The sequence below is a fragment of the Microbacterium trichothecenolyticum genome, assembly GCF_030818955.1.
Classification (GTDB): Bacteria; Actinomycetota; Actinomycetes; order Actinomycetales; family Microbacteriaceae; genus Microbacterium; species Microbacterium trichothecenolyticum_B.
Window position 1 is genome coordinate 1,310,237 of sequence record NZ_JAUTBF010000001.1, and the last position, 17,695, is coordinate 1,327,931.

The 17,695-nt window shown below is 70.2% G+C and carries 16 protein-coding genes and 1 pseudogene; 4 read left to right on the forward strand and 13 right to left on the reverse strand.

Features of this window, described 5'->3' with window-relative positions; translation table 11 throughout:
* Positions 1-9 precede the first annotated feature (9 nt).
* Positions 10-360 (reverse strand): LysM peptidoglycan-binding domain-containing protein, encoded by a 351-nt coding sequence (locus tag QE412_RS06310; protein ID WP_307481322.1) that lies wholly within the window; start codon positions 358-360, stop codon positions 10-12.
* A gap of 258 nt (positions 361-618) precedes the next feature.
* Between QE412_RS06310 and lexA the strand changes: the two are divergent.
* The 3 genes and pseudogenes from lexA to QE412_RS06325 all read left to right on the forward strand — a co-directional run bounded on the left by lexA (position 619) and on the right by QE412_RS06325 (position 4,431).
* Positions 619-1,309 (forward strand): annotated as a pseudogene (gene lexA, locus QE412_RS06315) (transcriptional repressor LexA).
* A gap of 32 nt (positions 1,310-1,341) precedes the next feature.
* A complete protein-coding gene (locus QE412_RS06320) occupies positions 1,342-2,388 on the forward strand; it encodes a hypothetical protein (RefSeq protein WP_307481325.1) in 1,047 nt (348 codons plus the stop codon).
* A 150-nt stretch (positions 2,389-2,538) separates the two neighbouring features.
* Positions 2,539-4,431, forward strand: a complete 1,893-nt coding sequence (locus tag QE412_RS06325) for a S9 family peptidase (RefSeq protein WP_307481327.1) — start codon at positions 2,539-2,541, stop codon at positions 4,429-4,431.
* A gap of 158 nt (positions 4,432-4,589) precedes the next feature.
* On the opposite strand, the gene hflX is transcribed toward QE412_RS06325, so the two are convergent.
* The gene (gene hflX / locus QE412_RS06330; protein WP_307481328.1) at positions 4,590-6,107 is read right to left on the reverse strand and encodes a GTPase HflX; all 1,518 of its coding nucleotides are present in this window, start codon (positions 6,105-6,107) and stop codon (positions 4,590-4,592) included.
* An 85-nt stretch (positions 6,108-6,192) separates the two neighbouring features.
* Here hflX and QE412_RS06335 point away from each other — a divergent pair, with 85 nt between their 5' ends.
* Positions 6,193-6,837: a class I SAM-dependent methyltransferase gene (locus QE412_RS06335; RefSeq protein WP_307481330.1), complete on the forward strand. Its 645-nt coding sequence runs from the start codon at positions 6,193-6,195 to the stop codon at positions 6,835-6,837.
* A gap of 77 nt (positions 6,838-6,914) precedes the next feature.
* On the opposite strand, the gene dapF is transcribed toward QE412_RS06335, so the two are convergent.
* The 11 genes from dapF to QE412_RS06390 all read right to left on the reverse strand — a co-directional run bounded on the left by dapF (position 6,915) and on the right by QE412_RS06390 (position 17,683).
* Positions 6,915-7,769 carry a diaminopimelate epimerase gene (gene dapF / locus QE412_RS06340; protein ID WP_307481331.1) on the reverse strand — a complete coding sequence of 285 codons (855 nt, stop codon included), beginning with the start codon at positions 7,767-7,769 and terminating at the stop codon, positions 6,915-6,917.
* 50 nt (positions 7,770-7,819) lie between these two features.
* Positions 7,820-8,269, reverse strand: a complete 450-nt coding sequence (locus tag QE412_RS06345; RefSeq protein WP_307481334.1) for a GNAT family acetyltransferase — start codon at positions 8,267-8,269, stop codon at positions 7,820-7,822.
* Positions 8,266-9,195 (reverse strand): tRNA (adenosine(37)-N6)-dimethylallyltransferase MiaA, encoded by a 930-nt coding sequence (gene miaA / locus QE412_RS06350; RefSeq protein ID WP_307481336.1) that lies wholly within the window; start codon positions 9,193-9,195, stop codon positions 8,266-8,268. The genes QE412_RS06345 and miaA overlap by 4 nt, the downstream gene beginning before the upstream one ends.
* A complete protein-coding gene (gene miaB, locus QE412_RS06355) occupies positions 9,192-10,739 on the reverse strand; it encodes a tRNA (N6-isopentenyl adenosine(37)-C2)-methylthiotransferase MiaB (RefSeq protein ID WP_307481339.1) in 1,548 nt (515 codons plus the stop codon). The genes miaA and miaB overlap by 4 nt, the downstream gene beginning before the upstream one ends.
* 72 nt (positions 10,740-10,811) lie before the next feature.
* Positions 10,812-11,789, reverse strand: coding sequence for a regulatory protein RecX (locus QE412_RS06360; RefSeq protein ID WP_307481341.1), 978 nt, complete (start codon positions 11,787-11,789; stop codon positions 10,812-10,814).
* Complete coding sequence (gene recA / locus QE412_RS06365; protein ID WP_307481342.1) at positions 11,789-12,838, reverse strand: recombinase RecA; 1,050 nt, start codon at positions 12,836-12,838, stop codon at positions 11,789-11,791. The genes QE412_RS06360 and recA overlap by 1 nt, the downstream gene beginning before the upstream one ends.
* Positions 12,839-13,087: 249 nt before the next feature.
* Positions 13,088-13,312, reverse strand: coding sequence for a DUF3046 domain-containing protein (locus tag QE412_RS06370; protein ID WP_307481343.1), 225 nt, complete (start codon positions 13,310-13,312; stop codon positions 13,088-13,090).
* A gap of 21 nt (positions 13,313-13,333) precedes the next feature.
* Positions 13,334-13,642 carry a helix-turn-helix domain-containing protein gene (locus tag QE412_RS06375; RefSeq protein ID WP_108319449.1) on the reverse strand — a complete coding sequence of 103 codons (309 nt, stop codon included), beginning with the start codon at positions 13,640-13,642 and terminating at the stop codon, positions 13,334-13,336.
* Positions 13,643-13,839: 197 nt separating this feature from the next.
* On the reverse strand, positions 13,840-14,367 hold the full coding sequence (locus tag QE412_RS06380; protein WP_307481345.1) for a CinA family protein: 528 nt from the start codon (positions 14,365-14,367) through the stop codon (positions 13,840-13,842).
* On the reverse strand, positions 14,364-14,951 hold the full coding sequence (pgsA, locus tag QE412_RS06385; protein ID WP_307481346.1) for a CDP-diacylglycerol--glycerol-3-phosphate 3-phosphatidyltransferase: 588 nt from the start codon (positions 14,949-14,951) through the stop codon (positions 14,364-14,366). Before pgsA ends, QE412_RS06380 begins: the two co-directional genes overlap by 4 nt.
* The gene (locus QE412_RS06390; RefSeq protein WP_307481347.1) at positions 14,951-17,683 is read right to left on the reverse strand and encodes a DNA translocase FtsK; all 2,733 of its coding nucleotides are present in this window, start codon (positions 17,681-17,683) and stop codon (positions 14,951-14,953) included. Before QE412_RS06390 ends, pgsA begins: the two co-directional genes overlap by 1 nt.
* Positions 17,684-17,695: the final 12 nt, after the last annotated feature.

The following is a 17,695-nucleotide window of genomic DNA, read 5'->3' on the forward strand; positions in this document are numbered from 1 at the left end:
GACGCGTGATCAACCGGCCTGCGCGTACTCGGCGGGGATCGCGATGCGCTGACCGGCCGACACCGCACCGCCCTGGAGGGCGTTGAGGCGGGTGATCTCGGCGACGACGTCACGCGGGTCGGCCGAAGGGGCGATGTCTTCGGCGATGGACCACAGGGTCTCGCCGCTCATGACCGTGATCTCGGTGAACGATCCGGCGGGAGCGCCGGCGTCGCCCGAGGCGAGCGCCGCACCCCCTCCGACCGCGGCGATTCCGAGCGCCACGGCGAGTGGAAGGGCGACCAGGAAGGCGACGACGCGGCGACCGCGCGCCGTGATGCGCAGGCGGGTCGTGGGGGCGGTGAGGGCGATGCTGCTCATGGTGTGCTCCTTGGTGGGGAGAGATTCGCACCCCGCCCTCGGCCGGGAGGGCGGTGGTGCGAATCTGTATTCCGAACCTATCTTCGATACTTTCGAGTGTCAACACCGGCTGCTGTCGGAGACGAATCGAACGCGACACGCGTGAGGCTCCATGTCATTCGGGTCGTTCACCGGATACGGTTTCGACACGGAGACCTCATCACCAACCTCCGACATTCGAATTTCCGCCGCCCTTCCCGCGGCGTGAGGGGAGCCCAGATGACCGACGCGACGACCGCCGCCGGGCGGGAACGACCGCAGACCCGTCGGCGGAAGAACCTCAGCGACAAGCAGCTCGCGATCCTCGAGGTCATCCAGCGATCCATCGCCCGCCACGGCTACCCGCCCGAGCATGCGCGAGATCGGCGACGCCGTCGGCCTCAAGTCGCTGTCGAGCGTGACGCACCAGCTGAACCAGCTCGAGCTCAGCGGATACCTGCGCCGCGACCCCGGAAAGACCCGCGCTATGGAGGTGCTCATCGACCTTCCCGGCGCCGCCGCCGAGAACCCGGCCGACACCGCTCCGGCTCTGGGCGACGCGGCCCTGGTTCCCCTGGTGGGCAGAATCGCCGCGGGCATACCGATCACCGCCGATCAGCAGGTCGAGGAGATCTTCCCCCTCCCCCGCCAGCTCGTGGGCAAGGGCGAGCTGTTCATGCTGAAGGTCTCGGGCGACTCCATGATCGACGCGGCCATCTGCGACGGCGACTGGGTCGTCGTTCGGTCGCAGGCGAACGCCGAGAACGGCGAGATCGTGGCAGCGATGCTCGACGGCGAGGCCACGGTCAAGACGTTCCGTCGTCGCGACGGCCACACGTGGCTGCTCCCCCGCAACAGCGCGTTCGAACCCATCCTGGGCGATGAGGCCGTCGTCCTCGGACGCGTCGTCGCCGTGCTGCGCGCCGTCTGACGCGTTTCGCCCCCACACGCCACAATGGCGCCATGGTCTTCGACGGCGCCTCATCGACACCGACGACGGACAGACGACCGTCGCCGCGCGGCGTCGTCGCGCGCAGCGTGGCATCCCTCGTTCTCCTGACGATCGCCGCGCTCGCGCTCGCGCCGGCTCTGGTGCTCTCGTGGGCGCGCGTGCAGCTCGTGGACGAGGAGTCGTTCGTCGCCACGCTCGGGCCGTTGTCGTCCGACCCGAACGTCCAGAACCTCGTGATCGACGAGGCGACGGATGCCATCGCCGTGCGCGTCGACTTCGCCGCTCTCGCGTCGGGTGGGGTCGACGCCCTGTCGTCGCTCGGCCTGCCGCCGGCGGCGGCGCGCGTTCTCGGCCTGTTGGCCCGACCGACGGCCGACCGGTTGCGCTCGCTCACCCAGGACGCGGTGGCCGACGTCGTGCGGTCTGCGCAGTTCGACGACATCTGGTCGAACGCCGTGCGCGGCGCTCATCGCTCGATCGTCTTCGGGGCCACCTCGGACGGCGGCGGCATCATCGTGCAGACGCCCGACGGGCTCGGTGTGCAGGTGGGTGGGATCGTCGCGGCGATCGTCCAGCGGATGGATGCCGAGAAATCGATCGTCGCGGGGATGATCCCGCCGATCGACGAGGTCGTGATCGTCAGCGACGGCACGGCGCTCGGGGCGCTGCGCGCGGGCTATGCCGCCGCGACCGTCGCGGGTGTCATCGCGCCGATCGTCGTGGCGCTCCTGCTGGTCGGCGGAGTGATCGCGGCTCCTCGGCGCGGAGCGGCCGTGGCCGGTGCCGGTGGCGCACTGGTCGTCGGGTCGGCTCTCGTGCTCTGGGGAAGCGTCGTCGCCACGGCGCTCGCCCGCCGCTCCACCGATGCCGCGGGCCTCGACCCCGCCGGCGTCGATGCCCTCCTGCGCCAGGTGTTCTCCGGGCTCATGGGGTCGACGGGGGTCGTGCTGGCAACCGGCGTCGTCATGGGGATCGGGGCGGTCGTCGTCGTCCTGGTGCGGCGGCGTGCCGGGGCGGCGGATGCTGTGCCCGCCACCCCCAGCCCGCCCCGCGCCTGAGAGACACCGCCCCGGGGGGGGCGAACGAAGCTCCCGTGTTTGCCCGACCGTCCGCACCGGGGTGCACCGTCGAGGCCGGCGGGTGCCGCGGTCTCAAGCCCGCGCCCGGCCGGATGGGCGTATGTCGGAGGCCGTCCCTAGGCTGGAGTCATGGCAGACACCCTCCCCTACGGTTCCTGGCCGTCGCCCATCAGCCCCGAGTCCGTGGCGCAGTCGTCGCCGCGCGTCGACAGCGCCCTCCTCGTCGGCGACGAGGTGTGGTGGGGCGAGTCGGTGCCCGCCGAGGCGGGGCGGGTCGCGGTGAAGCGCCGCCTGACCGACGGCCGCGTCGAGACGGTGCTGCCGGCTCCCGCGAACGCCCGCTCCGCCGTGCACGAGTACGGCGGCGGGGCGTGGACGGCATCCGACGACGGCGAGCTGTTCTACGTCGAGAAGACCGACCAGCGGGTGTACGCCCTGCGACCGGGCGGCGAGGTGCGCGCGCTGACCGCGCCCGACGATGCCGTCCGCCACGGCGGCCTGCGCTTCGAGCACGGCTCGCTGCTCGCCGTCCGCGAGACGCACGGCGAGGGCCGTGTTCCCGCCCGCGCGATCGTCCGTCTCGCGCTCGACGGCGAGGGCGGCGCCGAGGTGCTCGCCGCGGGCAGCGACTTCCTCGCGCAACCCGCGCTGTCGCCCGACGGTCGTCACCTCGCCTGGGTCGCGTGGAACCACCCCGCCATGCCATGGGACGCCACGAGCATCCGGGTCGCCGACCTCGAGACGGGTGCCGTGCGCGAGATCGCCGGCGGCGACCAGCGCGCTCCTCTGCAGCCGGTGTGGATGGCGAACGACGAACTGTTGTACGCCGACGATCCCGAGGGGCGCTGGAACCTCTTCCGCCAACCCCTGCACGGCGAGGCCGAGCCGGTCGCTCCCGCCGACGCCGATACAGGCGGGGGGCTCTGGGTGCTCGGGACGCGGTGGTTCGGCGCGACCGTCGGCGGCCGGATCGTAGCGGTGCGCACCAACGGGTCAGACGAGATCGTCGAGATCGCCCCCTCGGGGGTGCGCCCGCTCGATGTCCCCGCGGTCGCCGGGGCAGCCATCGACGATGTCCGCGACCACCGCGCGCTGGTGTCGGGCGCCGACGCCCACGGGAGCTCCGGCCTCTGGCTGGTCGATCTCGACACCGGCGCGGTCGACCTCGTCACCGGTGGATCGGGCTCCTGGGGCGACGAGTGGATGCCGACGGCCCGGTCGCTCGAGACCGATGGGCCGCACGGTCCGGTACACGCTTTCGCCTATGCCCCGACGAACCCCGGCGTCGTCGCCCCCGAGGGCGAGCGTCCGCCGTACGTCGTGCTCGTGCACGGCGGGCCGACGTCGCACGTCGGACCGGCACCCACCGCGAAGACGGCGTTCTTCACGAGCCGCGGGATCGGGGTTCTCGACGTCAATTACGGGGGTTCCACGGGATACGGGCGCGACTACCGCGACCGTCTGAAGGGCCAGTGGGGCGTGGTCGACGTCGATGACGTCGCCGCGGCGGCATCCGCTCTCTCCGACGCGGGTCTCGCCGATCCCGGCCGTCTCGCGATCGCGGGCGGCTCGGCGGGCGGGTGGACGGTGCTGGCCGCGGTCACGAAGACAGACGTGTTCTCGGCGGGAATCTCGCGCTACGGCGTGGGCGATGCGCGCGCCCTCGCCGAAGACACGCACGACTTCGAGGCGCGCTACCTCGACGGGCTCATCGGGCCTCTGCCCGAGGCCGAATCGGTGTACGTCGAGCGCTCTCCGCTCAGTCGCCCGGAGCGGTTCCGGGTGCCCTTGCTGATCCTGCAGGGCTCGGAAGACCGCGTCGTGCCACCGTCGCAGGCCGAAGCCATCCGTGACGCTCTCGCCGTGCACGGAGTCCCGCACGCGTACGTGCTCTACGAGGGCGAAGGCCACGGCTTCCGTCGCGCCGAGACGGTCGTCGACTCGCTTCAGCGGGAATTGGGCTTCCTCGGCGCGGTGTTCGGCTTCGCGACGCCGGGCATCCCCCCTCTCGACCTCGATTGAGCTCGACGCCGCCCGACCGACCTCTCCGGTGCACGCCGCGAGACCCCGCCGAGGGGACAAGAGACATCGCTGCGCCATCGAAAACCCGTCCCAGGGAGCAGTCCCCCCGCGAAAGACCCCGCCGACACGACGTCGGCGGGGTCTTCAGGCTCAGCGGTTCAGGCCGCGAACGGCTGGAGTTCGGCCGCCAGGCGCGCACCCACGTGGGCGTGCAGGAACGTCCCCGTCTCGCGGTGCTCCTGCGCGACGATGAGGCCGCTCTCGTGCACGGCCGACACGAGGTCGCCGCGGTCGTACGGGACCACCGCCTGCACCTCGACCGCGGGCAGCGGAAGGGCGTCCTCGATCGCCGCACGCAGCTCGTCGATGCCCTCGCCCGTCCGCGACGACACGAAGATCGCCTTCGGCGCGAGTCCGCGCAGAACGAGACGCTCGTCGTCGGTCACGAGGTCGGCCTTGTTGAACACGACGATCTCGTGCCCGAAGTTCGCGTCGACATCGCCCATCACGTCGCGCACCGTCATCAGCTGCGCGGCGGGGTCGGGGTGCGATGCGTCGACCACGTGCAGGATGACGTCGGCGTCGCCGACCTCCTCCAGGGTCGAGCGGAACGCCTCGACGAGCTGGTGCGGGAGGTTCCGCACGAAGCCGACCGTGTCGGTCAGCGTGTACACGCGGCCGTCGGTCGTCTCGGAGCGGCGGACCGTGGCATCCAGGGTCGCGAACAGCGCGTTCTCAACCAGGACGCCGGCGCTCGTGAGGCGGTTCAGCAGGCTCGACTTGCCGGCGTTGGTGTACCCGGCGATCGCGACGGAGGGGATCGTGTGGCGCTTGCGTTCGGCGCGCTTGGCCTCGCGGGCCGGGGCGAAGTCGCGAAGCTGCTTGCGCAACTGGGCCATGCGCGTGCGGATACGACGGCGATCGAGCTCGATCTTCGTCTCACCGGGTCCGCGCGAGCCCATACCGGCACCGCCCGCGCCGACCTGTCCACCGGCCTGACGCGACATCGAATCACCCCACCCGCGCAAGCGCGGCAGGAGGTATTCGAGCTGGGCGAGTTCGACCTGCGCCTTGCCCTCGCGGCTCTTCGCGTGCTGACTGAAGATGTCGAGGATCACCGTCGTGCGGTCGATCACCTTCACCTTCACGACGTCTTCGAGCGCGCGCCGCTGGCTGGGGGCCAGCTCGGTGTCGGCGATGACGGTGTCCGCTCCGACGGCGGCGACGATGTCGCGCAACTCCGCGGCCTTGCCTCGACCGACGTAGGTCGCCGGATCGGGGTGCGGGCGACGCTGCAGCACGCCGTCGAGCACGACGGCACCGGCCGTCTCGGCCAGCGCGGAGAGCTCGCGCAGCGAGTTCTCGGCATCCGTCTGCTCGCCCTGGGGGTGCACGCCCACCAGGACGACGTTCTCGAGGCGCAGCTGGCGGTACTCGACCTCGGTGACGTCTTCGAGCTCGGTCGACAATCCGGCGACGCGACGGAGAGCGGCGCGCTCCTCGCGGTCCCACTGATCGCCGTCCGTGTCGCCGCCGTAGGCGGTGGTGGCATCCTGAAGCGCCTGCGCTGCACCGAAGACCCGGACCCCGCGGTGCGCTTCGGCGCGCGAAAGCACGCGGTCCACCGGATCCACCGGGGACGCGTCGGTGCTCGGGGGTGTGGTCTGTTCGGTCATGGGTTCCTTTCGTTCGCGGGTGTTCCCGCGTTCTGGCACTTTATCCGTCCCGGCGCCCGAGGGGCCGGTCCGATATCCTGCTGTGATGGGGAGCGAGCACTACTTCAGCGCGTCGCCGTCGAGTCCCGAGCAGCTCCGCCGCATCCGTGTGACACTCGCCGGTCGTGAGTTCGAGGTCGTCACGGCAGGCGGCGTCTTCAGTCCCGACCACGTGGATGCCGGCACCTCGGTGCTGCTCGCCAACACCCCGTCCCCTCCCGCCGGCGGGCACTTCCTCGACCTGGGGTGCGGGTGGGGTCCGATCTCGCTGTCGCTGGCGCTCGCGTCACCGCACGCGACCGTGTGGGCGGTCGACGTCAACGAGCGTGCTCTCGATCTCGTGAGGCGGAACGCGCAGTCCCTCGGCCTCGACAACATCAACGCGGTGCGGCCGGAGGATGTTCCCGACGACGTGTCGTTCCGCACCATCCGCTCGAACCCGCCGATCCGCGTCGGCAAGAGCGAGCTGCACGCGATGCTCGAGCACTGGATCCCCCGCCTCACCGAGCGCAGTGACGGCTGGTTCGTCGTGCAGCGCAACCTGGGCTCGGACTCCCTGCAGCGGTGGCTCGCGGCGACGTTCCCCGATGGATACAGTGTGCAGCGCGCCGCGACCGGCCGCGGGTTCCGCGTCCTGCGCGTCCGTCGCCACGGTTCGCCCCCGAGTGAGCCCATCGACGTCATCGTCTGAGCCGGACAGCCCCACGGGGGCCTCCGGATGCCGAAAGCCCACGTGTGAGCGAGATCACGGCGTGAGGACGCGCGGACTCAGGCCAGCGCGACCTCGCCGGTGAACACGAGCGACGCCGGACCGGACAGGAAGACGTGCCCGTCGGCGACCCGCACACCGAGTGTGCCGCCGGGGGTGTCGACGCCCCAGACGTCGGGCGCGGCGGGTCCGGCCCAGTGCCGCACGGCGAGCGCCGCGGCGGCCACGCCCGTGCCGCAGCTGAGCGTCTCGCCGACGCCGCGCTCGAACACGCGCAGACGGATCGCTCCGACCCCGTCGCGCACGAGCGGGTCGGCCGGGACGACGAACTCCACGTTGGCGCCGTGGCGCGGCGCCGGCTCGAGCACAGGCTGGTATGCCAGGTCGAGACCGTCGAGCTCGGTCTCGGACGACAAGGCCACGACGACGTGTGGGTTGCCGACGTCGATCCCCACGCCCGGGCGGGCGACCGGCAGCCCCTTGGCGCGCACGAGCGTCTCATCCGGCTCGACCGCGAAGACACCCAGATCGACCTCGAAGCCGCGGTCGCTGCGGGTCAGGGTCTTCACACCCGCCCGCGTGCCGATGCGCAAGCCAGCCTCGATAGAGGCGAGGCCGGTGTCGGTGAGGTAGCGGGCGAAGACGCGGGTGCCGTTGCCACACATCTCCGCCTTCGATCCGTCGGCGTTGCGGTAGTCCATGAACCACTCCGCGCCAGACGCCGCCGCCTCGCGCCCCTCGTCGATCGCCGCCGAGCGCACGACGCGCAGCAGTCCATCGGCGCCGACGCCGAAGTGACGGTCGCACAGCGCGGCCACCTGCGCGTCGGAGAGATCGAGCTCACCGTCGGGATCGGCGAACACCACGAAGTCGTTGCCGGTGCCGTGGCCCTTGGTGAACGGGAGAGTCTCCATGCGACCAGTCTACGAGCGGCTTCCCCGCCGCTCGCCCGCGGGGGCAACCCTCACGCGGGGGGCGGCGCTCCTCCCGGCCCGTCGACGATCAGGCGCTTGCCCGTCGCCCACGTCGCGAACGGCTCATACCCGAGCACGTCGTAGAACCCGCGGGCACCGGTGTTGTCGGGTCGCACCATCAGCTGCACCTTCGGACACCCCATCGCCTCGAGCAGGCGCTCGGCTTCGGCGACGAGGGCACGCCCGACCCCTCGCCCGCGATGTGTCGATGCCGTCGCCAGGTAGTACAGCCAGCCGCGGTGTCCGTCGTAGCCGGCCATGACCGTACCGACCACGACCTCCGCGTCGACGGCGACGAGGAACAGCTCGGGCTGCACCGTGAGCTTGCGCCGGATGTCCGCGCGCGGATCATTCCACGGTCGCGTCAGGCCGGCCTGTTCCCACAGGGCGACCACGGCATCCTCGTCGGCGGGCACGAACGGGCGGATCATCGTCGTCATGCGTGCTCCAGTTCGTCGGATGCCAGTGCTCCGGCATCCACCGTCCGCGCATCGACCCACCGCGCATCGCCGTAACGGCGGAACCACGACACCTGGCGGCGCGCGTAGCGGCGCGTGAGCGCCTGCGTCTCGGCGATCGCCTCGGCGCGTGTGAGGTCGCCCCGCACCTGAGCGAGGGCTTGTGCGTATCCGATCGCTCGCCCGGCGGTGGCTCCGCGCTCGAGGCCCTGCGCACGCAACGCCTCGACCTCATCGACGAGCCCCGCCGCCCACATCTTCTCGACCCGGGCGTCGAGCAGGGGGACGAGCTCTTCCCGCTCGACCGCGGTCGCCACGATCCGCGTGCGGGGATGCCAGAACTCCGGCGCCGCGGGCAGGGCGCCGCCGTGCGTCCGCTCGCCCTGCGCCAGCACCTCCAGGGCCCGCACGACCCGGCGGCCGTTGCGCGGGTCGATCCGTTCAGCCGCGGCCGGGTCGGCCGCGCGCAGCCGCGCGAACAGCTCACCGGCCCCGTGCCGCGCGAGTTCGTCTTCGAGCTGAGCGCGCAGGGGCTCGTCGCGCGGCGGGAAGCGGAAATCCCACAGCACGCCCGACACGTACAGTCCCGACCCGCCGACGAGGATCGCGTCGGCGCCGCGGCCGTGGATCTCGCGGATGGCCGTGCGGGCGACATCTTGATACCAGGCCACCGCGGCCTCGTCGGTCACGGCGAGGGCGTCGAAGAGGTGGTGACGGATCCCACGGCGCTCGGCGACCGCAAGCTTGGCGGTGCCGATGTCCATGCCGCGGTACAGCTGCATCGCGTCGGCGTTGACGATCTCGGCGGGGCGTCCACACGCGACCAGGGCCTCGGCGAGATCGAGCGAGAGACCGGTCTTACCGGTGCCCGTGGCACCGACGACGGCCCACAGGACGGGCTCGGTCACACGCCGACGCGGAGGGTGGGAAGCCCGAGCGACACGGCGCGGGGGGCACCGCTGCCGCCCGCCGGGGTGGGTACAGCGCAGGACTCCGCCTGCGAGCGGTCCCACGCGTCTCCCGCGCGCGTCCGGCGGATGCGCAGGGGCGCACCGTCGGGCGAATCGGCCAACAGATGGAAGGGCGCCGCGTGCGTGACGGTGACCGACACGACATCACCCGGACGCGGCACGGGCGACCCCGCCGGAAGCTCGAAGTGCACGAGGCGGTTGTCTTCGGCGCGGCCGGTGAGACGGTGGGTCTCGGCGTCCTTCTTGCCCTCGCCGGTCGAGACGAGCACCTCGAGCGTGCGGCCGAGCTGCTTCGCGTTCTCTTCGGCGGCGATGCGGTCCTGCAGCGCGACGAGGCGCTCGTACCGCTCCTGAACCACGGCTTTGGGCACCTGGCCGGGCATGGTGGCCGCGGGAGTGCCCTCGCGGATCGAATACTGGAAGGTGAACGCGCTCGAGAACCGCGAGGCTTCGACGACACGCAGCGTCTCTTGGAAGTCCGCTTCGGTCTCGCCGGGGAAGCCGACGATGATGTCGGTGGTGATGGCCGCGTGCGGGATGCGCTCGCGCACGCGGTCCAGGATGCCGAGGAAGCGGTCGCTGCGGTACGACCGGCGCATCGCCTTGAGGATGCGGTCCGAGCCCGACTGCAGGGGCATGTGCAGTTGCGGCATCACGGCGGGGGTCTCTGCCATCGCCGCGATGACGTCGTCGGTGAACGCCGCCGGGTGGGGGCTCGTGAAACGGATGCGCTCCAAGCCCTCGATCTCGCCCGCGGCGCGCAGGAGCTTGCCGAACGCGAGGCGATCTCCGAACTCGACGCCGTACGAGTTGACGTTCTGGCCGAGCAGGGTGACCTCGATCGCACCGTCGTCGACGAGCAAGCGGATCTCGTTCAGAATGTCGCCCGGGCGGCGGTCTTTCTCTTTCCCGCGCAGGCTCGGGACGATGCAGAACGTGCACGTGTTGTTGCACCCGACCGAGATCGAGACCCAACCGCTGTGCACCGAGTCGCGTTTGGTGGGCAGGGTCGAGGGGAAGATCTCGAGCGACTCGAGGATTTCGAGCTCCGCCTCACCGTTGTGGCGCGCCCGTTCGAGCATGCCCGGAAGCGATCCCATGTTGTGCGTGCCGAAGACGACGTCGACCCACGGGGCCTTCTTCTGCACGGCCTCTTTGTCCATCTGGGCGAGACAGCCGCCGACGGCGATCTGCATGCCCGCTCGCGCGTCCTTGCGCGACTTGAGGTGCCCGAGGGTGCCATAGAGCTTGCCGGCTGCGTTGTCGCGCACCGCACAGGTGTTGATCACCACGACGTCGGCCTCGGTCCCGGACTCGGCGCGGATGTAGCCCGCGCTTTCGAGCGAGCCCGAAAGGCGCTCGGAATCGTGCACGTTCATCTGGCAGCCGAAGGTACGAACTTCGTAGGTGCGGGGGCCGGCGGCGCCGACGGCGGGAGCGGAGGGGGCGATCAGCGTCGGCGTGGAAACGGGGGTGGTCATGATGGGTGCCATTCTAAGCGTCGGACGCGAGCGACATCCCGGCGATCGAAAGCCCTGTGGAGAACGGGGGCGTCAGTCGTCGGGCGTGAATCGCACGCCCGGGGACGGCGACGGTCGGGAGTGCGTCCGACGGCGTGACATGCCCGCTTCGTCGAGTGCCGTGCGAGCTGCGGTGAGGGCCACCGACGACGGGTATCCCCGTCTCGCCAGCTGCCCCGCCAGGCGGCGTAAGGAGGCGTCGTACTCATCGCCGCGCAGCGACCGAACCTTCGAGCGGGCGAAATCGAGAGCGCGCTCGGCGTCGTCGTCGGGGAGGTCGGCGATGGCCGCATCGACGACGTCGCGCGGGATCCCTCGCTTGCGCAGCGTCTCAGCGATGGCACGCCGCCCTTGGCCGCGGCGTTCGATCGCCGACATCGCCAGTTGCTCCGCGAACGAAGAGTCGTCGAGGTAGCCGAGGTCGGTGAAGTGCTCGATCACCGCGTCGGCGAGGACGTCGTCGGCGCCCTCGATGCCCCGCACGACCGCGCGCGCCTCGGAGAGAGACAGCGAGCGCGACCGCAGCTTGCGCAGGAGCACCGCCTCCGCGCGCTCCCGCATCTCGTCGGTGGACGGGACGGACGCGCGCTCCGCGTCGTCGGCGCCGCCGTCTTCGCCGTGAACTCCATCGGAGTGATCCGGGGCGAATACGTCGCGGCGCCGGCCTGATCGTGGCCATGGGCCGGAGGAGGTGAGACCTTCGCCGACCCGCGCCGTTCCGCGTGACGGGTGCGCAGCCATGCCGCGGCCGCTCGTGCCGAAGAGCGGGATGATCGGCGCGAGATTGCTCTCGTCGACGGCACGCAGAGCGGGCTGGGCGATGTCGTGAAGACGCGCGCTGTCGCGCCCCTGTTCGAAGCCCGACTCGCCGCCGGCCGGGGAATGCCCTGTCGGACGGCCTCGCGTCGTGTCCGCGGCCCCGTGACCGCCATGAGCGGCATCGTCGGAGCCTGGGTCGCCGCTCGTCCATCGTGACGGACGACGACCCGAACCCCACCTGTCTTCGGTCATCAGGCCGGGCGGCGTGCGGCCAGCTCGTCTTCGGTCGACACGGCTGCGGGCGCACCACCGATGCCCAGCTTGGTCTTGATCTTCGACTCGATCTCGGCCGCGATGTCGGGGTTCTTGATGAGGAAGTTGCGCGCGTTCTCTTTCCCCTGACCCAGCTGCTCACCCTCGTACGTGTACCAGGCTCCGGACTTCTTGACGATCGCGTGCTCGACGCCGAAATCGATCAAGCTGCCCTCGCGAGAGATGCCGACGCCGTAGAGGATGTCGAACTCGGCCTGCTTGAAGGGCGGGGCCATCTTGTTCTTGACGACCTTGACGCGGGTACGGTTGCCGACGGCCTCGGTTCCGTCTTTGAGCGTCTCGATGCGGCGGATGTCGAGGCGCACAGACGCATAGAACTTCAACGCCTTGCCGCCCGCGGTGGTCTCGGGGGAACCGAAGAACACGCCGATCTTCTCGCGGAGCTGGTTGATGAAGATGGCCGTGGTCTTGGTGGTGTTCAGACCACCCGTGAGCTTGCGGAGAGCCTGCGACATGAGTCGGGCCTGCAGACCCACGTGGGAGTCGCCCATCTCGCCCTTGATCTCGGCCTCGGGCACGAGGGCTGCGACCGAGTCGATGACGACGAGGTCGATCGCGCCGGAACGGATGAGCATGTCCGCGATCTCAAGGGCCTGCTCACCCGTATCGGGCTGCGAGACCAGCAGTGCGTCGATGTCGACGCCGAGCTTCTTGGCGTACTCGGGATCGAGGGCGTGCTCGGCATCGATGAATGCGGCGATACCACCGGCGCGCTGTGCGTTGGCGATCGCATGCAGGGTCAGCGTCGTCTTACCCGACGACTCGGGGCCGTAGATCTCGATGATGCGGCCGCGGGGAAGCCCGCCGATGCCGAGGGCGACATCGAGGGCGACGGAGCCTGTGGGGATGGTCTCGATGGGCGCGCGGTCGTCGCTGCCCAGTCGCATGACCGAGCCCTTTCCGAACTGCCGGTCGATCTGGGCGAGGGCCGACTCGAGGGCCTTCTCGCGCTCTGCGGGTGAGGGCATGACGTCTTCTTTCTGCTCGCGTTCCGGTCGCCTATAGGCTGTCGCTCCCCCATCGACGATGAGGTACCCGACAAGGCGTTCAGGGAGTCGTTGTGACGTCATACACGTTAGAGAGGACCTCCGACATCGGCGCCGGAGAGGCACTCCTCTGGGGATGAACGCGTCACGATCCCATGTGGGGAAGAGCCTACGCCGCAGTCGAACGAAAGTTCGATGACACGCCGGGCATTCGTCCTCGAGAGGCGAATCTCAGTGCCGTCGAGGGTCGAGGCGTCCGACGCCGTAACGGCGGTTCGCGGGAACGTCCGTCTCGGCGCACAGCGCGAGCCACACCTCGCGGGGATCCACTCCCGCCGCGAGCGCGTCGATGCTGGTCCGACCGCCGACGGCAGAAAGCACGAGATCGGTCAGCAGCGAACCCCCGCGGGCGCCGAACTCATCGGCGACGGCACGGTCGAACTCGCTACGACGCATGGAGAACGAACGACGTCGTCGTCAGCGCAGCGACAGCTCGGGCTCGACGGCCGCCACCAGCTCGTCGGGAACGACGTCGGGGAACGTCTGCAGCCCCTCGAGGACCGAGAGACGGTCACCCACCTGACGCATGATGGTGGAGATGGGGACATCGAGCGCCTCGGCGACCGACGCGAGAATCTCGCTCGATGCCTCTTTCTGCCCGCGCTCGACCTCGCTGAGGTAACCGAGGGCGACACTCGCGCGGCTCGCGACCTGGCGGAGGGTACGGCCCTTCTGCTGGCGGAGGTCACGCAGGACTTCGCCGATCTCTTGACGAACCAGGATCATTGGGGGCCCTCCTCACTGCTGATTCCGTCGCTGTCCGAGAGGACAACTCTAAACACCATCTGTGGTCACCCTAATGCCGCGCGCTGTGCACCGGATGGGAATCGCTAGACGAAACCCGGATGTAACAGAATTTGTTCCCCCCTCGCGACACCCGTGCGAAGGGCGGACGACGGCGACGTCCGGCAAGCGGGGCGGAGTCACAGTGCGGCCAACGCCCGGCGGATCGCGAGATGCGCGGTCTCTTTCCGGATGCGGTCGCGATCGCCGGCGATCACCAGGGAGTCGACACGTGTTCCGAGAGGCGTCGACACCGCCACGTGCACCGTACCCACCGGTTGCCCGTCCTGCTCGTCGGGACCGGCGACCCCGGTGGTCGCGATCCCCACGTCGGCAGGCACCCCGTCGCGCGCGAGAACGTCGCGCACTCCGCGGGCCATCTGCCTGGCGACACGGGGATGAACGGCGCCGTGCGCTTCGAGCAGCGCCGGATCGACGCCGAGCACGTTGCGCTTCACGTCGGTGGCATATGCCACCACACCACCGCGCACCGCGCGAGAGGCGCCGGGCACATCGACCAATGAGGACACCACGAGGCCCCCCGTCAGCGATTCCGCGATTGCGACCGTCCACCCGAGCTCGCCCAGTCGCTCGAGCAGCAACGCCGCGCTCTCACGGGGGTCGCGCACGAGGGTCTCGTCGAAATCGTCGGGGACGTCGTGGATCATCGCGCCGGCCGAGCCCTTCGCGCCGCCCTGACCTCGCTGACGACGTAGTCCAGCCCCGACGCGATCGTCAACACCACCGCGAGCGTCATGGTGATCACGCCCGCCCACCACACGGTCGCCTGCCACGCCGCAGCGTCCGAGAGACCCGCGAACGGGATCAACGCGATCGAGAGCGCGACGGCCTGCGCGACCGTCTTCAGCTTGCCCATCCAGGCGGCCGCCAGAACGTGGTTGCTCACGACGATGAAGCGGTAGATCGTGATGCCGATCTCGCGCACGAGCACGACGATCGTCACCCACCAGGGCAGCTCGCCCAGCAGCGACAGACCCACGAAGGCGACGCCCGTCAGAGCCTTGTCAGCGATGGGATCGAGCAGCTTGCCGAGGTCGCTGACGATGTCGTAACGACGGGCGATGTAGCCGTCGACGCCGTCGGTGGCGATCGCGACGATGAAGACGACCGCGGCCACCCACCGCAGCCCTCCCCCTCGACCCGCGTCGGCCAGAAGCAGCCAGAGGAAGAGGGGAGCGCACAGGATGCGCGCGATCGTGATCGCGTTGGGTAGCTGAGGGTGAACGGCCATCAGTCGCGTCCCGTCAGCTGCCAGGCGTCTTCGGAGCCGTCGTCATCGTCGGCGTGGACCACCGGCAGGCCCTCGTACTGCGCCTCAAGGGGATCGGCCCCGTAGCGGTCGTCGTCGGGCGCGGCTCCCCCGGCAGCCGTCGTCGACCCGCCGGATGCGGGCGGCGCATCGTCGCCGCGCAGGCGCGCAAGCACCGCCGGCAACTGTTCGTTGGTCACGAGGACGTCGCGCGCCTTCGAGCCCTCGGAGGGTCCGACGATCTCTCGCGATTCCAGAAGATCCATCAAGCGTCCCGCCTTGGCGAAGCCGACCCGGAGTTTGCGCTGAAGCATCGAGGTCGATCCGAACTGCGTCGAAACCACGAGCTCTGCGGCAGCGAGCAGCAGTTCGAGGTCGTCGCCGATGTCGGAGTCGATCTCTTTCTTCTCGGCCGCCGCCTGGACATCGGCACGATACTCGGGGCGCGCCTGCTGGGTGACGTGCGCGACGACCTTCTCGATCTCTTGCTCGCTGACCCACGCCCCCTGCACGCGGAGCGCCTTGGAGGCGCCCATCGGCAGGAACAGGCCGTCGCCCTGGCCGATGAGCCGATCGGCTCCCGGCTGGTCGAGGATGACCCGGGAATCGGTGACGCTGGTGACGGCGAAGGCCAGACGCGACGGCACGTTCGCCTTGATGAGACCCGTGACCACATCGACCGACGGGCGCTGCGTCGCCAGCACCAGGTGGATGCCGCTCGCGCGGGCGAGCTGCGTGATGCGAACGATGGAGTCCTCGACGTCGCGCGGCGCGACCATCATGAGATCGGCCAACTCGTCGACGACGACCAGCAGGTAGGGGTACGGCTTGAGTACCCGCTCACTGCCCGCGGGCAGCTGGATCTCACCGGCGACGACGGCCTTGTTGAAGTCGTCGATGTGACGGAACCCGAACGACGCGAGGTCGTCGTAGCGCATGTCCATCTCTTTCACGACCCACTGCAGGGCCTCGGCGGCCTTCTTGGGGTTCGTGATGATCGGCGTGATCAGGTGCGGGACACCGGCGTAGGAGGTGAGCTCGACGCGCTTCGGGTCGATGAGCACCATCCGCACATCGGAGGGCTTCGCCCTCATGAGCAGGCTCGTGATCATCGAATTGACGAAGCTCGACTTACCCGAGCCGGTCGAACCGGCCACGAGCAGGTGCGGCATCTTTGCGAGGTTGGCGACCACGAAGCCGCCGCCGACGTCTTTGCCGACGCCGATGGTCATCGGGTGCGTCGACGAGGTGGCGGCATCCGATCGCAGGATGTCGCCGAGCGTGACGATCTCGCGGTCGGCGTTGGGGATCTCGACGCCGATCGCGCTCTTGCCCGGAATGGGCGCGAGGATGCGGACTTCGTTCGAGGCGACGGCGTACGCGATGTTGTTGGTCAGTGCGGTGATGCGCTCGACCTTGACTCCCGGGCCGACCTCGATCTCGTACTGCGTGACGGTCGGACCACGCGAGAACCCGGTGACGCGCGCGTCGACCTTGAACTGCTCCATGACGCTCTCGATGGCCTTCACCACCGCGTCGTTGGCTGCCGAACGCGCCTTCGGCGGGGTTCCCGCCGCGAGGGCCGTGACCGCGGGCAGACGGTAGTTCGCCGCCGGGGGCGCCCCCGCGTGATCGCCGCCGAGACCCGAGATCCCGGGGAGCTCGTCATCGGCGGAGTCGTCGAGCGGAGAGTCGTCGTGCAGCCCGCGGCCCGTCGCGGCATGCGCGAGGGCGCGCGCGTCGAACACCTCGGTGAGCGCGTCGGGCGCGGGCACCGGCGGCAGCGGCGGCACCGGGGCGGTGACCGTCTCGGGCGCGACCACGGCGGACTCGAAGCCCCCCTGGGTCGTGCCGGGGCTGAGCAGGGCCGTGAGATCGTCGGAACCGAGCGCACCGTCGGTGTCTTCTTCGCGTCCGGATCTGTTGCGACGCCACCAGGGCAGCGACTTCTCGGCCGGCTCGTCGTCGTCTTCGTCGACGGGCAGGGTCTTCGTGGGCGTATCGGGTCGCTCCACGCGCTCCGCGCCGAACATCCATGCGTACAGGTCGCCGAGTCGGCGCCCGATGCGGTTGGGGGGCGTCTTCGTGAGGATCAGGACGCTCAGAACAGCCAGCAGCGACAACGCGATGTACGCACCGACGTTCGTCAGCAGGGCGAGGGGCTCGCCGATGATCCACCCGAAGATCCCGCCCGCGCGGCTGAGAACGGGAGGCCCACCCTCGCTCGGCGCCGGGCGGTTCCCGGCCACGTGGCAGAAACCGGCCAGCACGATCACGAAGAGCCCGAACCCGATGCCCACGCGACCGTTGTCGTGAACGGAGGACGGATGCCGGAACAGCCATCCCGCGAGCAGGAGCAACAGCACCGGGAGCACGAAGGCCACGCGCCCGAACAGCATGCCGAAGCTGTATGCGCTGATCAGCGCAGCAGCATCCGTTCCGATGAAGAACCACTCGACGACCGCGCCCACCGCGGCCAGGACCACGAGAAGGAAGGGGAAGCCGTCGCGCCGCTGATCGCGCTCGAGGTTCTCGGGTCCGAAGGCGCGGAACATTCCCCCCACGCCGTGCGCCACCGCCATCCACGCGCGGACCGCGAGCGAGGGCTTCTCGGGCTCGTCGACGTAGCGCTTCGGCGCCGGGGCCGAAGCTTTCGATCGCGGCGACCCCTTCGCGGGGGCGCGACCGCCGGTGGTGGACGAACTGCGAGCCATTCCTCCACGGTA

Coding starts and splice junctions, on each gene's coding strand:
- QE412_RS06310 (WP_307481322.1), bottom strand. CDS start 360: ATGAGCAGCATCGCCCTCACCGCCCCCACGACCCGCCTGCGCATCACG.
- QE412_RS06320 (WP_307481325.1), top strand. CDS start 1,342: ATGGTCTTCGACGGCGCCTCATCGACACCGACGACGGACAGACGACCG.
- QE412_RS06325 (WP_307481327.1), top strand. CDS start 2,539: ATGGCAGACACCCTCCCCTACGGTTCCTGGCCGTCGCCCATCAGCCCC.
- hflX (WP_307481328.1), bottom strand. CDS start 6,107: ATGACCGAACAGACCACACCCCCGAGCACCGACGCGTCCCCGGTGGAT.
- QE412_RS06335 (WP_307481330.1), top strand. CDS start 6,193: ATGGGGAGCGAGCACTACTTCAGCGCGTCGCCGTCGAGTCCCGAGCAG.
- dapF (WP_307481331.1), bottom strand. CDS start 7,769: ATGGAGACTCTCCCGTTCACCAAGGGCCACGGCACCGGCAACGACTTC.
- QE412_RS06345 (WP_307481334.1), bottom strand. CDS start 8,269: ATGACGACGATGATCCGCCCGTTCGTGCCCGCCGACGAGGATGCCGTG.
- miaB (WP_307481339.1), bottom strand. CDS start 10,739: ATGACCACCCCCGTTTCCACGCCGACGCTGATCGCCCCCTCCGCTCCC.
- QE412_RS06360 (WP_307481341.1), bottom strand. CDS start 11,789: ATGACCGAAGACAGGTGGGGTTCGGGTCGTCGTCCGTCACGATGGACG.
- recA (WP_307481342.1), bottom strand. CDS start 12,838: ATGCCCTCACCCGCAGAGCGCGAGAAGGCCCTCGAGTCGGCCCTCGCC.
- QE412_RS06370 (WP_307481343.1), bottom strand. CDS start 13,312: ATGCGTCGTAGCGAGTTCGACCGTGCCGTCGCCGATGAGTTCGGCGCC.
- QE412_RS06375 (WP_108319449.1), bottom strand. CDS start 13,642: ATGATCCTGGTTCGTCAAGAGATCGGCGAAGTCCTGCGTGACCTCCGC.
- QE412_RS06380 (WP_307481345.1), bottom strand. CDS start 14,367: ATGATCCACGACGTCCCCGACGATTTCGACGAGACCCTCGTGCGCGAC.
- pgsA (WP_307481346.1), bottom strand. CDS start 14,951: ATGGCCGTTCACCCTCAGCTACCCAACGCGATCACGATCGCGCGCATC.
- QE412_RS06390 (WP_307481347.1), bottom strand. CDS start 17,683: ATGGCTCGCAGTTCGTCCACCACCGGCGGTCGCGCCCCCGCGAAGGGG.